Below are 16,480 nucleotides of genomic sequence, written 5' to 3'. Positions count from 1 at the left end.
CGTTGCACCATGGGTTCCATCACCGAATACGACTTCCGTACGTTCGCCGCCGCTTCCGAGGGCGAGGGCGGCGAAGCCACCCGGGCGTGGCTCCAGGCCGAGACGCAGGGCTTCCACGAGCCGCGCCTCGACGACAAGGCGCTCGCACGGGCATCCGCCGACATGGTGAACGACGGGCAGATGCTCACGGGGGCATACGCCCGCACGCGGCCGCACGCGTCGCTCGGTGGCGAGGTGCCGGTGGCGACGTTCGCCACGTTCGAGCGCACCATCAACGTGGGCGGCGAAGCCCCGCTCCCGGCGCACCTCATCTCGGCGGTCACCGTGCGGCCGACGCATCGCCGCAACGGCATACTCCGCCACATGATGGAGGCCGATCTCGATCGGGCCGTCGCCGACGGCTATGCCATCGCCGCGCTCACGGTGTCGGAGGCCACGATCTACCGGCGGTTCGGCTTCGGTGTCGCCACGACGGTGCACTCGATCTCGGTGGCGACCGACCAGCGGTTCCGCCTGCTCGCGACGCCGCGGGGGCGATGCGAACTGATCGACGCCCGCGAGATCGCGACGCTCGGCCCGGGCGTCTTCGCCGGGTTCCACGAGGGGCGGGTCGGATCGGTCGATCGCCACACGAAGTACTGGGGGCGTGTGTCGGGACTCGACGGCGAGAAGGGTGAAGAAGACCGGTCGGTTCGCGGGGCCCTCCACTACGACGAGTCGGGCGTGATCGACGGCTACGTGACCTACCGGTTCTCGGGGTGGGAGTCCGATCCGCAGATCGTCGAGGTCGTCGACCTCGTGGCGCAGAACGCCGACGCCTACCTCGGGCTCTGGCAGTTCCTCGCGTCGCTCGATCTGGTGACCACGGTGACCTACGGTGCCGCGCCGGCCGACGACCCGCTGCGCTGGGCGCTCGCCGACTGGCGGCTGGTCTCGGTGAAGAGTGTGAACGACTGGCTCTGGATGCGCATCCTCGACGTCGTGGCGGCGTTCGAAGCACGCGGCTACGTGAACGAGGGGTCGATCGTGTTCGGGGTGTCCGACCCCCTCGGGCACGCGACGGGGCGGTACCGGATGCGCGTGGAGGGCGGGCGGGCGAGCGTCGCCCGCGATGACGCGGCGGCTCCCGACCTCGAACTCGACGCCTCGGCGCTGGGCTCGGTGTACCTCGGCGGCGTCGACCCGCGGGTGCTGGCGGCGGCCGGTCAGCTCGCCGAGCAGGTGCCGGGCGCGGCGGCGTCCCTCGCCCGCCTGCTCGCGCCGGTCGAGCAGCCCTACGGCATCACCCACTTCTGACCCGGCCCGGGGTGCGTCCGTCGCCGGGGAGGACATCCGCGGCGGTTTTACGTTCGGGAGGACCCTCAGTCCTCCCGAACGACCTCAGTCCTCCCGAACGAGCCTGCGCGGTCGGGAGACGGGAGGGGGAGCGGAAGGGGGGAGGGGGAGCGGAAGGGGGAGGGGCTAGAGGCCGGCGAGGGCGTGCGCCGTGGCCACGAAGACCGGGCGCGCCACCTCGACACCGTCGAGGTAGGCGCCGACCAGGGCGGCGTCGCGCAGCATCACGAGCGAACCCGCCACGGTTTCGGCGTCCGCGACGCCCGCATCCACGAGCGCGTCGCGGAGCGTCGAACGGAACCACTCGCGGTGCCGCTCGATGATGCGGCGCACCTCGCTCGTCGCGTCGGGGTATTCCGCCGCCGCATTGATGAACGGACAGCCGCGGGTGTGGTAGCGGCCGATGTCGTCGGCGATCCCGTCGATGACGAGCCGCACCAGCTCGGCCGGTGCCGGGTCGCCGTCGGTGCTGAAGTAGCCGCGGATCACCGCGTCCTCGCGCTCGAGGTAGGCGGCCACCAGGGCCTCCTTGCCCGAGAAGTGGCGGTACATGGTGGCGCGGGTGACGCTGGCCTCGGCCAGGATGCGATCCATGCCGACGCTGTGGATGCCCTCGCGGTAGAACAGCTCCGAGGCCACCCGCACCAGACGCTCGCGCGCCTCGGACACCTTCGGCGGTGTTGCGGCGGTGGCGGTTGCGGCGGTGGACATGCTCCGAGAATACCAGAACATTCGTTCTCCCAGTCGCGTCACCGTCTGTTCACCTGCGAGTCACCTCCGCTCCCTAGGCTCGGCACGCGTACGGTGAGGAGTGAGTCGGACGCCGACCCGGAGAGGTACTCGAGTGACTGACGACAACGCCGATCTACAGCGCGTGCTCGATGCCGGGGCGCGGGCCACGCCCGTGCGCACGTTGATCGACATCCTGATGCAGACCGCGGTGGAGAACCCGGATGCGCTCGCCCTGGATTCGCCCGAGGGTGCGGTGAGCTACCGCCGGCTGCTGCGCCTCGTGAACGCTCAGGCGGCCGTGCTCAGTCGCTCCGGGGTGCGGCGGGGCGACAAGGTAGGCATCCGGATTCCATCGGGAACACGGGAGCTGTACGTCTCGATCCTCGCCGTGCTGGCGGTGGGTGCCGCCTACGTGCCGGTCGATGCCGACGACCCCGAAGAGCGGGCGCAGCTCGTGTTCGGCGAGGCGCGCGTGGTGGGCGTGGTGGGCGTCGGGGGCGTCTTCGCCCCGCGTGCCGCTGCGGCGGAATCAGCGGATGCGCCGGGCGCGGCCACCGCGGGCGCTGTGGATGCCCCCGTCGACGTGGTCGGCGGCGAGGGGATCTCCGCCGTCGACCACGATGACTCCGTCGACGATCTCCCGCCGGACGCGACGCCGTCGCTCGCCACCCCCACCGGCACGATCCCGGCCGTCGGCGGCCCGACGCCCGACGACGACGCCTGGGTCATCTTCACCTCCGGCTCGACCGGCGTGCCCAAGGGCGTCGCCGTCACACATCGCTCGGCCGCGGCCTTCGTCGACGCCGAGGCGCGCCTCTTCCTCCAGCAGTCGCCGATCGGCCCCGGCGACCGGGTGCTGGCGGGTCTTTCGGTGGCCTTCGACGCCTCCTGCGAGGAGATGTGGCTGGCCTGGCGCAACGGCGCCTGCCTGGTGCCCGCCCCGCGCTCGCTCGTGCGCTCGGGGGTCGACCTCGGCCCCTGGCTCATCGCTCACGGCATCACCGTGGTCTCCACGGTGCCGACCCTGGCCGCACTCTGGCCCGAGGAATCGCTCGAGCTCGTGCGACTGGTCATCTTCGGCGGTGAGGCCTGTCCGCCCGAATTGGTGGCGCGCATCGCCGCGCGCGGTCGAGAGGTCTGGAACACCTACGGCCCGACCGAGGCCACCGTCGTCGCCTGCGCGTCACTGCTCGGCAGCGGTCCGGTGCGCATCGGCCTTCCGTTGGACGGGTGGATGCTCGCCGTCGTCGACGCCTCGGGAGCCCGCGTCGCCGAGGGGGAGACCGGCGAGCTCATCATCGGGGGAGTGGGGCTCGCCCGCTACCTCGATCCGGCGAAGGACGCCGAGAAGTACGCGCCCTTCCCGAGCCTCGGCTGGGAGCGCGCGTACCGCTCCGGCGACCTGGTGCGCTTCGAAGAGGCCGGACTGATCTTCGTGGGCCGCGCCGACGACCAGGTCAAGCTCGGCGGCCGCCGCATCGAGCTCGGCGAAGTGGATGCGGCGCTGCAAGGCCTCGAGGGAGTGGCCGGCGCCGCCTCCGTGGTGAAGACCACGGCCGCGGGCAACCAGGTTCTCGTGGGCTACCTGGCGCTCGCCGACGGCGCGGAATTCGATCGCGACGCGGCGAACGCCCGCCTGCGCGAAGAGCTGCCCGCAGCGCTCGTGCCGCTGCTCGCCGTGGTCGAGTCGCTGCCGACGCGTACCTCGGGCAAGGTCGACCGGGCGGCCCTGCCCTGGCCGCTGCCCGCATCCGGAGACGGGAACGCCGCGAACGCCGACCTCTCGCCCACCGCCGCCTGGCTCGCCGAACGCTGGTCGGCCATCCTCGGTGTGCCGGTGGAGAGTCCCGACGACGACTTCTTCGCCCACGGCGGTGGCTCGCTCTCGGCGGCGCAACTCGTGTCCGCCATCCGTGAGCACTTCGCGGACACCCGGGTCTCCGACATCTACGACCACCCCCGCATCGGCTCGCTCGCCGAGGAGCTGGACAGCCGGGCCCCGGCCGGCAGCGGCTCCGGTCGAGGAGCGGACCGGCCTGTGCTCGTGACGCCGGCATCCAGCCGCATCGCGCAGACGCTGCTCGGCATCCCCCTGCACGTCATCGTGGGGCTGCGCTGGTTCGTCTATCTCTCGGCGGCCAACAACCTGCTCTCGGCCGCCGGAGCGCACACCTTCTTTCCCACGGTCTCGTGGTGGTGGGTGCTGGTGGGCTTCGTGCTCTTCGTGACGCCACCCGGCAAGATGGCGATCTCGGTGGTCGCCGCGCGGCTCCTGCTCACCGGTCTGCGAGCCGGCGACTATCCGCGCGGCGGCACCGTGCACCTGCGCGTCTGGCTGGCCGAGCAGGTGCAGCAGCTGGCGGGATCGGTGAGTCTCGCGGGAGCCCCTTGGATCAGCTACTACGCCCGCGCGCTCGGCGCGAAGATCGGCCGCGGGGTCGACCTGCACACCCTGCCCCCGGTCACCGGGATGATCTCGATCGGCGCGGGTGCCGCGATCGAACCCGAGGTCGACCTGGCGGGCTACTGGCTCGACGGCGACACCTTCCGGGTGGGGCGCATCCACATCGGCGCCGACGCCACCATCGGTTCGCGCAGCACCCTGCTGGGCGGCGCGAACATCGGCCGCGGAGCCGAGGTCGAGGCCGGCGCCGCCGTGTCGGGCCGGGTGCCGAGCGGCGAACGCTGGGCCGGCTCGCCCGCCACCCGCGTGGGCTCCGCCCGGCGACCCTGGCCGGCGGCGCGACCGTTGCCCGCCAAGCGCTGGCTCATCGCCTACGCACTGGGTTCGCTCGGCATGTCGGCGCTGCCGGCCGTCTCGGTGCTGCTCGGCGCCCTCGTGGTCGGTGCCATGATCGGCGACCCCGCGACGCTCGGCGAAGCGGCGGCCCGGGCGGCACTGGCGACGCCGCTCGCCGTGATCGTGGCCGGCGCGGCCTACGCGCTGCTCGTGGTGGGCTCGGTGCGCCTGCTCGGCATCGGGCTGCGCGAGGGCTACTACCCGGTGCGCAGTCGCATCGGCTGGCAGGCATGGTCGACCGAGCGCATCCTCGACAGCGCCCGCACCCTGCTCTTCCCGATCTACTCCAGCCTCGCCACCCCGTGGTGGCTCCGGATGCTCGGGGCGAAGGTGGGCCGCAACGTCGAGGCTTCGACGGTGCTGCTGCTGCCCGCGCTCACCACCATCGCTCCGGGCGCGTTCCTGGCCGACGACACCATGGTGGCCTCCTACGAACTCGGCGGCGGCTGGCTGCGCATCGGCAAGGCGAAGATCGGCCGTCGTGCGTTCCTCGGCAACAGCGGTATCGCGGGGCCGGGCCGCAGCGTGCCCCGGAACGGCCTGGTGGCCGTGCTCTCCTCGGCGCCGAAGAACGGGAAGCGCGGTTCCTCCTGGCTCGGCAATCCGGCCGTGCGGCTGCGGCGCACGGTCTCCGACTTCGACGAGGCCCGCACCTTCCGCCCGCCGGCCTCGCTCAAGCTCGCCCGCGCGGTCTGGGAGATCCTGCGGATCGTGCCCGTCGTCGTGACCGCCTGGATCGCCCTCGGCATCCTCGTCACCCTGGAATGGCTGTGGACCGAGATCGGTCTCGGCTGGGCGATCCTGCTCTCCGGCGTCGTGATGCTCGCCGCGGGAGCCGTCGCCGCGCTCGTCTCGACCGCCGCGAAGTGGCTGCTGGTGGGGCGGATCGTGGTGAGCGAGCATCCGCTCTGGTCGTCGTTCGTGTGGCGCAACGAGCTCTCCGACACCTTCGTCGAGACCGTGGCGCGCCCCTGGTTCGCGGCCAACGCCTCCGGCACCCCGGCGCTCGCCGTGTGGCTGCGCACACTCGGAGCGCGCATCGGGCGCGGGGTCTGGTGCGAGTCGTACTGGCTGCCCGAGGCCGATCTGATCACCCTCGGCGACGGATCGACCGTGAACCGCGGATGCGTCGTGCAGACCCACCTCTTCCATGACCGCATCATGCAACTGGACTCCGTCGTGCTGGGCGAGGGCGCAACCCTCGGTCCGCACAGCGTCATCCTGCCGGCGGCCGCGGTCGACCGCAACGCCAGCGTGGGCCCGGCGTCGTTGGTGATGCGCGGCGAGCGGGTGCCGAGCGGATCGCTCTGGGCGGGCAATCCGATCGCACCGTGGCAGACTTGACCGCATCCATGGCAGCCAATCCACCATCATCCTCTCTGGGGGCCGCGTCGGCGGGTGACGACTACCTTCCGACGAGTGGCAACGGTGGCTACTCCGTGCTCGAATACGACCTCGATCTCGACTACCGGGTGGCCACGAACCGGCTGAACGGGGTCGCGATCATCCGCGCCCGGGCCACCATGCCGCTGGAGCGCTTCAGCCTCGATTTCGCCGGCCTCAGCGTGGTGAAGGTGACCGTCGACGGGGAGCGGCCGCGCAAGCTCGCCGAGACGCCGCGCAAGCTCGTGATCACGCCCGAACGGCCGCTGGCCGACGGGATCGAGTTCACCGTGGTGGTGCGCTATCGCGGGGCGCCGCATCCGATCCGCAGCCAATGGGGCGAAGTGGGCTGGGAAGAGCTCGCCGACGGCGTGATCGTGGCCGGGCAGCCGAGTGGGGCGGCATCCTGGTTTCCCTGCAACGACCATCCGAGTGACAAGGCGCTCTACCGCATCACCTTGGCCTGCGAGGCCGGGTACACGGTGGTGTCGAACGGCCCGGTGGTGTCGCGCGCGAACCGCTCCGGGCGCACGATCTGGACCTTCGAGATGCGGCAGCCGATGTCGACGTATCTCGCCACGGTGCAGATCGGCCGCTACCGCTCGCGGTCGATCGCGTCGGAGCCCGTGCCGCAGACCCTCTTCTACCCGCAGGCGCTCGAGCGCGAGGTGGCCATCGACTTCGGGCGGGTGCCCGACATGATGGCCCTGTTCTGCGAGCTGTTCGGGCCGTATCCGTTCGATTCCTACGCGGTGGTCGTGACGCCCGACGAGCTGGAGATCCCGCTCGAAGCGCAGGGGCTCGCGATCTTCGGGCGCAACCACGTCGACGGACTCCACGGAACCGACCGGCTCATCGCCCACGAACTCGCGCACCAGTGGTTCGGCAACTGCCTCACGCTGGCACGCTGGCGCGACATCTGGCTGCACGAAGGGTTCGCCTGCTACGCGGAATGGCTTTGGGCCGAGGCCAGCGGCGGCAAGTCGGCCGACGCGAGCGCGGCGGCGCACCGCGCGCAGGTGAACGCGCAGCCGAAGGACATCGTGATCGGCGATCCGGGTCCGCAGTCGATGTTCGACGACCGTGTCTACAAGCGCGGGGCGCTCGCGCTGCACGCCATCCGGCGGGCGCTCGGCGACGACGTGTTCTTCGATTCGCTGCGCTCCTACGTCTCGGAATGCCGCTTCGGGCTGGTGTCGACGGAGGACTTCGTGGAGATCATGGAGGCGCACTCGGGGAGCGATCTCGTGGGGCCGATCGTGGAGCGCTGGGTCTACGGGAAGAGCCTGCCGAAGCTCTAGGGCTGGTTTTCAGCCTTCCGCCTTCAGCATCCAGTGCTCAGACGGTGAACGACGGCGTGACGACGCGGATGCGGGGACGCCGGTCGGCGACGACGGCCAGACAGCCGAGCACCCCGGCCGGCATTCCGGGCAGCACGACCAGGCGCGGCGACCCGCTCCGCAGCGCGACGAGGTCATCGGGACGGTCGAGGTCGAGCGGAACGGTGCGGGGGTCGGCGCGGAGGCCGGTGCCGGCCGCCTTCAGCACGGCTTCCTTCGCCGCCCACGCGAGAGTGCGCATCCGGTCGGCCGCGGCGGGGCCGTGGGTTTCGGCGTGAGCTATCAGCGTGGCTCGTTCGTGGTCGTCGAACGCGACGTCGTCGAAGGCGGCGGTTCGCACGGACGAGAGCGATTCGATGTCGATGCCGACCGGAGCAGCGAGTGTCGCCGCGAGCGCGACCCAGCCGGCGGCGCGGCTGAGGCTGAGGTGCACGGCGGGCACGGGCACGCCGTCGGCCGACACGAGCAGCGGACGGCCGTGGCCGGTGGAGCCGCACGCGGAGCAGTGGTGTGTGATGGCGAAGGTGGTGTCGACTGCGGCGGCCTCGATGCCGGGTTCTTCGCCGGGAAGACGGGAAGCAGAGGCTGAGGCGAGGGGCGCGGCGAGGGCGGCGAGCATCCGCTGGTCTGTCGCCGGGTCGCCTCGATCGGGGTGCAGCGCGACGAGCACATCGACGGGCGACACGACGGGGAGAGCGGATGCGGGGGCTGACATGGTGTGCGCTGGCCTCCTCCGGTCGCCACGAGCGTAGCGCGTGGGAATGCACTGAAAGTTCACCCCCGATGAGTGGGCGACAGCTGTCGATTCCGGTTAGCATCGCGGAATGAAGACGACGTCGCCGCTCAGGAACCCCCTCACCGGATTGCTCGGACTGCTGCTGGCGGTGGGGCTGGTCGCCGGGGGCGCCGTCGGTGCCGTGGCAGCCGAGGAGCAGCCGGTGCCCGCTCCGACCTCGGACCCGGCCCCCGATCCGTCGTCGGAATCGTCGTTCTCCCTCGACGACCAGCTGGTCGCGATTCCGAACGCCGCACCGGTGACGACGAGCTTCCGCGCCGACGACATCATCAGCGACAAGAACATGTACACCGGAACGGCGATGTCGGCGGGTGCCGTGCAGTCCTTCCTGCAGGCCCAGGTTCCCACCTGCCAGCCCGGGTACACGTGCCTCAAGGACTACCGCACCGCCACCCCGTCGATGGCGGGTGACAGCCGGTGCACCGCCTACGCGGGCTCGGGATCGGAGTCGGCCGCCACGATCGTCGCGAGGGTCGGGCAGGCGTGCGGCATCAGCCAGAGGGCGCTGCTCGTGCTCATCCAGAAGGAGTCCCAGCTCGTCGGCGACGACTGGCCCGTCGACAAGCAGTACCAGCAGGCCACCGGGTTCGACTGCTCGGACTCGGCGCCGTGCAATCCCGCTTACGCCGGGTTCTTCAAGCAGGTGTACTGGGCGGCCTGGACCCTGAAGGACTACAAGGTCGACCCCGGCTCGACCCAGTACCAGGTCGGAGTGCCCGTCGTCGTGAAGTACAGCGATGCCGCCGGATGCGACGGCACGGAGCTGACGATCCGCACGCAGGCCACCGCCTCGCTCTACAACTACACGCCCTACCAGCCCGATTCCGACGCCCTGGCGGGCATCGAGGGGAAGTGTGCGAGCTTCGGCAACCTCAACTTCTGGATCATCTATACCGACTGGTTCGGCTACCCGCACATCGACGTCGACCGCATCCAGGCACCCGACCGTTACTCCGAGTCGGTGGCCATCGCCGAGGAAGCCTACCCCGACGGCGCGAAGACGGTCTACCTCGCCACCGGCACAGGCTACGCGGATGCGCTCTCCGCTGGCCCGGCGGCCGTCAAAGACCATGCACCGCTGCTGCTGACCACGACCGATTCGCTGCCCGCGAGCATCGCGGCCGAGTTCACGAAGCTCGACCCCGACGACGTGGTGATCGTGGGCGGACCGAACTCGGTCGGCCCGAGCGTCGCGACGCAGCTCGCTGTACTGCTCCCCGGCGCCACCGTCACCCGCATCAGCGGGGCCGACCGTTTCGAGGTCTCGCGGAAGGTCGCCCAGCGCGCCTTCGGCACCGGCGCGACGGGTGCCTATGTGGCGACCGGCCTCAACTTCCCGGATGCACTGAGCGCCAGCGGGGCGGGCGGGCACAACGGGGAGCCGGTGATCCTGGTGAACGGCGGCGCAGCATCCGTCGACCCGGAAACAGCAGCCCTGCTGACCACGCTGAAGGTGAAGAACGTGACGATCGCAGGCGGACCGAACTCGGTGTCGACCGGCATTCAGTCATCGATCGCGGCTCTGCCGGGCATCCAGACGCAGCGCGTGGCCGGCGCCGACCGGTTCGCGGCCTCGCTCGCGATCAACAAGGATGCGTACGACAACACCGACGGCACGCATCCGAGCGACCGCGTCTTCTTGGCCACCGGACTGAACTTCCCGGATGCGCTCGCCGGGTCGGCCCTGGCCGGCGCGCAAGGCTCGCCGCTGATCGTGGTGCCCGGGACCTGCGTGCCGCAAGACGTGAAGCTGAGCTTCGCCTTCTTCGACAACACCAAGGTCACCTTGTTGGGCGGGCCGAACTCGCTGGGGGCTGGCGTGGAGAGCCTCACGAGCTGCTGAGACGTGGCAGGGACCGCGGGAGTGCCACACCGCTCCTGCAGTGTGGTTGCATGGTGACATGTCTGAGACAGAGTTTCCCGGTGTGGGGGCCCACCCCCATGAGCCCCACGTCGAAGGCCTCGCCGGCCGCCTGAACTGGCTGCGCGCGGGCGTGCTCGGAGCGAACGACGGAATCGTCTCGGTGGCGGCGATCGTGGTGGGGGTCGCCGGGGCGACCTCATCCGTCGCTCCCATCCTCACCGCCGGCATCGCGGGGCTCGTGGGTGGGGCGATCTCGATGGCGCTCGGCGAGTACGTCTCGGTGAGCAGCCAGTCCGACAGCCAGAAATCGCTGATCGCCAAAGAGCGGCGCGAGTTGCACGAGATGCCGGAGGAAGAGCTCGCCGAGCTCGCCGGCATCTACGAGCAGCGCGGGCTGACCTCCGAGACGGCGCGGCAGGTGGCGAAGGAGCTCACGGCACACGACGCCTTGGCCGCGCATCTGTCGGCCGAGCTCAACATCGACCCCGATGACCTCGTGAGCCCGTGGCAGGCGGCGGGCGCGTCGGCTCTCGCGTTCACGGTGGGGGCGCTGCTGCCGTTCCTGTCGATCCTGCTCTTCCCGGCCGAGATCCGGGTGGCCGCGACGTTCGCGGTGGTGATACTCGCCCTGATCCTGACCGGATCGGTGAGCGCGTGGATCGGCGGTGCCCGCATCTGGCGCGCTACGCTGCGCGTCGTGATCGGCGGCGCACTGGCACTCGCAGCCACCTTCGCGATCGGGTCCCTCTTGGGGACGACGGGCGTCGTGTAGTCGGTGCGTGGCGTGTAACGGTGCAAATGCGGTGGAGTGGCACGCCTATACGGCGTCAGTCTCGCTCATGTGCACCTTTACCCGGCCAGGGCGACGCCTCGGCCTAAGCGGCGAGCTCGGGGAATCGGGACGCCAGGAGTTCGAGGGTGCGCTCGCGGGAGGGCGTGGCGTCGAACGGATCGGCGGCCCACGCGCCGCCGGCGGGGGAGACCATGACCTCGTCGACCCCGTACTGCTCGGCGAGCGCGCGGATGCGACGCTCCACCGATTCGGCCGTGCCGATGAGCCAGCGCCGCGACTGCTCCAGCACCAACTCCTGCTCGGCCACGCTGAGGTCGGTCGTGCGCGCCTGGTCGATCGTGAGCTGCGGCGTGAGTGCGCCACCGGTGCGCAGCCGCGCCATCGAGATGAGCTGCGGGAGCGTCACGAGCTGCGCCTCGTCGTCGGTGTCGGCCACGGAGACGTTCACGGTGAGGAAGGTCTTCGGCGCCGCCAGCGCCTCCGACGGCTGGAAGCGGCTGCGGTAGAGCTCGAGCGCCTGCTCGATGCCCGGCTGCCCGAAGTGGTTCGCGAACACGAACGGCATGCCGAGGCTCGCCGCGAGTGTGGCGCTGAAGTTGCTCGATCCGAGCAGCCACATCTCGGGAGCCGTGCGGATGCGCGGAGTCGCCTTCAACTCGTAAGCCCGGGCCCTGATATTGAGGCCGACGGCGGGCTGGTCGTCTTCGCCGAACGGCTCGCTCGCGAGCGAGCGGTCGGAACCGAGCAGCGCGGCCACGGTCTCGACGTCGGTGGGGAAGGTCTCGGCGGGGTCGGCGTCCGTCGTGGTGCGCTGGCCGCGGAGCATGTAGGAGGTGACCGGGTCGGAGCCGGGCGCACGCCCGAGGCCGAGGTCGATGCGCCCGGGATGCATCGCCTCGAGCAGCGCGAACTGCTCGGCGATCGACAGCGGAGCGTGATTCGGGAGCATCACACCGCCCGACCCCAGACGGATGCGTGAGGTCTGCGCCGCGAAATGCGCGATCAGCGTCGACGGGGAGGTGGATGCCACGGCCGGCATGTTGTGGTGCTCGGCCACCCAGAAGCGGGTGAAGCCGAGCCGTTCGGCGGTGCGCACGAGCCCGAGGCTCGCGGCGACGGCATCACCCGACGACTGGCCGGTTCGGACGGGGATCAGGTCGAGTACGGAGAGCTGAGTCATGACCCTCTTCTCAGCAGGGTGGGGTGGCCGATTATTCCCCGCGGAGGCTGTCCCGGAGACGAGACGATCTGTCTCGGCAAACGGACGGTCGGGTTCTCCAGCAGGCGGTAACAGGCAGGTGAACTCTCTCTGATTCCCCCGGGATGGCGCTCACGCGGCCCATAGTGTGATCCGCGTCGCCCGCTGACCCCGCGCGGGCTTTTCTCCTGTCGGCTCCGCCGTCTCCACTCGAAGGACGTTCACCCGTATGAAGAGCGATCAACTCTCGCGCGCACTCACGCGCCTCAAACCCCGCACGGCAGTGGTGGCCGGTGGCATCGTCGCTGCGGTCGCCCTCGCGAGCCTGGGCGGAGGAATCGCCTACGCCGCCGGCGGCCTGAACCCGCCGCCGGTGAATCCCGCGCTCGTGCACGTCGCCTCCGCGGTGCCCGACCGCATCATCCTGACCCCGACCGACGTGCCCTACGCCACACAGAACGTGTCGTGGCGCACCTCGGTCGACGTCACGAACCCGCAGGTGCAGCTCGCGGCGATGACCAAAGGCCCGGTCTCCGCATCGACGACCGTGAACGCCGCGAGCACCACGGAGTTCGCGACGGATCTCGGCTACCGCATCAAATACCACACCGCGACCCTGACCGGCCTCGCCGAGTCCACCGCCTACCTCTACCGGGTCGGCGACGGCGAGACCTGGAGCGAGTGGCTGGAGTTCGAGACGCCGGCCGCCACGGCTGCGCCGTTCTCGTTCATCGTGCAGGGCGACGCTCAGAACGACGTCAAGTCGTATGCGTCGCGCGCCTTCCGTGCCGCGACGGAGGCGCGCCCCTACGCCAAAGCCGTCGTGCACCTCGGCGACCTGATCGACACCGACGTCGCCGACGCCGAGTGGGGCGAGTGGTTCGGCGCGGCCGGCTTCTCGAACGCCTACATGAACATCATCGCGGCGCCCGGCAACCACGAGTACTATCCCGGGCCCGAGCTCACGCGGTATTGGGGTGCTCAGTTCGAGTACCCCCGCAACGGTCCGGCCGACACCGACGCGATCAAGCAGAAGTTCGACGAGAACGTGTACTACACCGACATCCAGGGTGTGCGTTTCGTCACCCTGAACGCCAACATGGCCTACGGCGCCGAGCTGGATGCGCAGACCGCGTGGCTCGACCGGGTGCTCGCCGAGAACCCGGGCAAGTGGAGCGTCATCGCGTTCCACCAGCCGATCTTCTCCGTGACCTCGGGGCGCGACAACGCGTCGATCCGCGAGGCGTGGCTCCCGATCTTCGAGAAGCACAACGTCGACCTGGTGCTGCAGGGTCACGATCACGCCTACGGCCGCGGGAACCTGTTCGCGAACGAGCAGAACCTGCCCGCCGGCGCCGACCCGGCGACCAGCCAGACCGGCCCGGTCTACCTCGTCTCCGTCGCCGGTCCCAAGATGTACGTGCCCGACCCGCTCGAGTCGAACAACTGGATCACCAACGGCGCTGATCTCAAGAGCATGAATCGCGACACCCAGATGTACCAGACGGTCGACGTGGTGGGCGACAAGCTGCACCTCGAGAGCCACACGGTGACGGGCGAGCTCTTCGACGCCTTCACCATCACGAAGTCGGATGACGGCACGAAGCTCGTGACCGATGAGACCGAGGCCTGGGCGAGCGGACCGGGTTCCGCCCGCGCCGACATCGACGCACCCGAGCGGCCCACCCCGGTCGTGCCCGGTGGCGGCACCTCGACCCCCGAGCCCACGCCGACGCCGACGCCGACGCCGACGCCGACTGCGACTCCGGAGCCGACTGCGACTCCGGAGCCGACTGCGACTCCGGAACCCACTGCGACTCCGGAACCCACCGCGACTCCGGAACCGACCGCGACTCCGGAGCCGACTGCGACGCCTGAGCCGACGGCGACGCCGACCCCTGAGCCGACCGCGACCCCGGAACCGACCGCGACTCCGGAGCCGACCGCGACTCCGGAACCGACCGCGACCCCCGAGCCCACGGCGAGCCCGACCCCCTCACCCCAGCCCACCGAGAATCCGACTCAGCCCAAGCCCGAGGCGCACCCCAGCGCCATCCAGCTCTCCGCCACCGGGATCGCTGCGGGCGACTCGCTGAGCATGAAGGGTGACGGCTTCTGGCCGAACGAAGACCTCGAGATCACCCTGCACTCCGACCCGATCGAGCTCGGTTTCCCGAGCGCCGACGCGAACGGGGCCTACTTCTTCACCGCCCACATCCCGGCCGGTGTCACGCCGGGCGCGCACAAGATCGTGGTGCGCGGCCTGGAATCCGGGGCCGTCGCATCCGTCGATCTCACGGTGCTGAAGCCGGGCTCCGAGGCCACCGGGGTGAAGAACCTGGCCGAGACCGGCGTGAACGGCGTCGGCGTCACCATCGCGATCGCCGGCGCGGCGCTGCTGGCCGGTGTGATCGCGCTCGCCTTCGTGTACCTCCGCCGTCGCCGGGCAGGGGATGCGGCATGAGCGCCTTCGCACCCGACTCTTCTACCCCGAGCAGCACGACCGCACCGAAAGGCCGTCAGCCCATGACGAAACACTCCACGCGAACCCGCGGAAGGCGGATGCTCGCGGGCATCGCCACCGCGGCCGTCGCGGCCGCCCTCCTCACCCCGGTGTTCGGGATGGGATCGACCGCCACGGCCGCCACCGTGACCCCGGTGCAGCAGCACGGACCTTCCGTGGTGCCCGACCGCGTCGTTCTCACGCCCTCGGGCGACCTGTCGACCTCGCAGGCCGTCACCTGGCGCACTTCGAAGGGCGTCACCACGGCCAAGGCCGAGTACCGGGTGGCGACGGCCACGCCGTATCCGACCGGCATCCTCACGGTCGACGCCTCGGAGAACACCGACGTGTCGACCGCGAACTACGACGAGGCCTTCCACACCGTGAAATTCACGGGACTCGCCCCGAGCACGCAATACCAGTACCGCGTGGGCGACGGCACCAACTTCAGCGAGTGGCAGCACTTCACGACCGCGGCCGCGACCGCCGAGCCGTTCTCGTTCATCTACCTCGGCGATGTGCAGAACGGCATCAAGAGCGACGCGAGCCGCGTCATCCGCAACGCCTTCCGCGACCGCCCCGACGCGAGCATCGTGCTGCAGGCCGGCGATCTGATCGACGAGGCGAACAACGACTCGCAGTGGGGAGAGGTGTTCGACGCCGCCGGCTACCAGTTCGGCACGCAGAACTTCCTCGCCGCTGCCGGCAACCACGAGTACGAGGGGGCGCAGCTCTCGACGCAGTGGCAGGCGCAGTTCGAGTACCCCGACAACGGGCCCACCGGGTCGGCCGGCATCGAGGCCCTCCTCAAAGGCACCGTGTACTACACCGACTACCAGGGCGTGCGGTTCATCTCGCTGAACTCGAACATCACGGATGCCGCGGCTCTCGCCGTGCAGACCGCCTGGCTCTCGAAGACCCTCGACGAGAACCCCAACAAGTGGACCGTGGTCTACTTCCACCACCCGGTGTTCTCGCTCGACGAGGGGCGCAACAACCGCGCCATCCGCGAGGCCTGGCTGCCGTTGTTCGAGTCGCACAACGTCGACCTCGTGCTGCAGGGCCACGACCACAACTACGGCCGGGGCAACTCGAACGATGCCGAGAAGGGCAACCCGGCCACATGGAACGCCGACCTGAACTACGACGGGCCGGTGTACGCCGTGTCGGTGGTCGGCTCGAAGATGTACTCCAACGCCGGCCCGCGCCTGTGGACCGAGAACGACGCCCACCTGAAGAAGCTGAAGGGCGATGTCGAGCTCTACCAGCTGATCGACGTGGCCGGTGACACACTGCGCTACGAGTCGCGCACCGCCGACGGCCAGTACTTCGACGGGCTCACCATCGTGAAGAACGACTCGGGCAAGGCCGTGACCGACGACGAGGCGCCGCAGAAGATCGACCCCTCGAACCCCGGGCCGTGCCTCGGATGCGAGCCGAACCCCGACCCGGGCGGCCCGACCGATCCCGGCACCCCGACGGGGTCGGTCGACTACGAGGTCACGGGTGCGCTGGATTCGGTGAACAAGTCGAACGCGCAGCTGCCGGCCGGATCGGCGTTCTCGCAGTCGAAGGATCGGCTGTATCTGGGCGACCAGAACAGCCGGAGCATCTTCGAGATGAACGCCGACACCGACGAGGTCACCCGCACGATCACGTTGCCGGAGAACATCCGCGACCTCGGGATCGACGACGAGAAGCAGTTGCTCTACGTGGGTCAGCAGAACCGCAACTGG

10 protein-coding genes are annotated in these 16,480 nt (G+C 70.2%); 7 read left to right on the top strand and 3 right to left on the bottom strand.

Annotated features, from left to right (window positions below):
* Positions 1-9: 9 nt before the first annotated feature.
* The gene (locus BLW00_RS00195) at positions 10-1,296 is read left to right on the top strand and encodes a GNAT family N-acetyltransferase (RefSeq protein WP_092547585.1); all 1,287 of its coding nucleotides are present in this window, start codon (positions 10-12) and stop codon (positions 1,294-1,296) included.
* Positions 1,297-1,461: 165 nt separating this feature from the next.
* Here BLW00_RS00195 and BLW00_RS00190 read toward each other — a convergent pair whose 3' ends face one another.
* Positions 1,462-2,046, bottom strand: a complete 585-nt coding sequence (locus BLW00_RS00190; RefSeq protein WP_092547580.1) for a TetR/AcrR family transcriptional regulator — start codon at positions 2,044-2,046, stop codon at positions 1,462-1,464.
* Between the two features lie 217 nt (positions 2,047-2,263).
* Here BLW00_RS00190 and BLW00_RS00185 point away from each other — a divergent pair, with 217 nt between their 5' ends.
* Positions 2,264-6,211: a Pls/PosA family non-ribosomal peptide synthetase gene (locus BLW00_RS00185; protein ID WP_092551702.1), complete on the top strand. Its 3,948-nt coding sequence runs from the start codon at positions 2,264-2,266 to the stop codon at positions 6,209-6,211.
* A gap of 8 nt (positions 6,212-6,219) precedes the next feature.
* Positions 6,220-7,551 (top strand): M1 family metallopeptidase, encoded by a 1,332-nt coding sequence (locus tag BLW00_RS00180; RefSeq protein ID WP_092547578.1) that lies wholly within the window; start codon positions 6,220-6,222, stop codon positions 7,549-7,551.
* A gap of 37 nt (positions 7,552-7,588) precedes the next feature.
* Here the strand turns inward: BLW00_RS00180 and BLW00_RS00175 are convergent, their stop codons facing one another.
* Positions 7,589-8,305, bottom strand: a complete 717-nt coding sequence (locus BLW00_RS00175; RefSeq protein ID WP_092547576.1) for a 4'-phosphopantetheinyl transferase family protein — start codon at positions 8,303-8,305, stop codon at positions 7,589-7,591.
* Positions 8,306-8,414: 109 nt separating this feature from the next.
* Here BLW00_RS00175 and BLW00_RS00170 point away from each other — a divergent pair, with 109 nt between their 5' ends.
* Positions 8,415-10,229 carry a cell wall-binding repeat-containing protein gene (locus BLW00_RS00170; protein WP_092547574.1) on the top strand — a complete coding sequence of 605 codons (1,815 nt, stop codon included), beginning with the start codon at positions 8,415-8,417 and terminating at the stop codon, positions 10,227-10,229.
* 58 nt (positions 10,230-10,287) lie between these two features.
* Positions 10,288-11,022 (top strand): VIT1/CCC1 transporter family protein, encoded by a 735-nt coding sequence (locus BLW00_RS00165; protein WP_092547572.1) that lies wholly within the window; start codon positions 10,288-10,290, stop codon positions 11,020-11,022.
* A gap of 103 nt (positions 11,023-11,125) precedes the next feature.
* Here the strand turns inward: BLW00_RS00165 and BLW00_RS00160 are convergent, their stop codons facing one another.
* A complete protein-coding gene (locus BLW00_RS00160) occupies positions 11,126-12,223 on the bottom strand; it encodes an LLM class flavin-dependent oxidoreductase (protein ID WP_092547570.1) in 1,098 nt (365 codons plus the stop codon).
* 247 nt (positions 12,224-12,470) lie between these two features.
* Here BLW00_RS00160 and BLW00_RS23715 point away from each other — a divergent pair, with 247 nt between their 5' ends.
* Both BLW00_RS23715 and BLW00_RS00145 read left to right on the top strand, forming a co-directional pair.
* Positions 12,471-14,705: a purple acid phosphatase family protein gene (locus BLW00_RS23715; RefSeq protein ID WP_217634255.1), complete on the top strand. Its 2,235-nt coding sequence runs from the start codon at positions 12,471-12,473 to the stop codon at positions 14,703-14,705.
* 62 nt (positions 14,706-14,767) lie between these two features.
* Positions 14,768-16,480 (top strand): purple acid phosphatase family protein (locus tag BLW00_RS00145; protein ID WP_175494063.1); only part of this gene is annotated, 1,713 nt, incomplete at its 3' end.

This window comes from Herbiconiux ginsengi (genome assembly GCF_900107435.1).
Lineage (GTDB): Bacteria > Actinomycetota > Actinomycetes > Actinomycetales > Microbacteriaceae > Herbiconiux > Herbiconiux ginsengi.
This window is presented reverse-complemented; position numbering and strand designations above follow the sequence as displayed.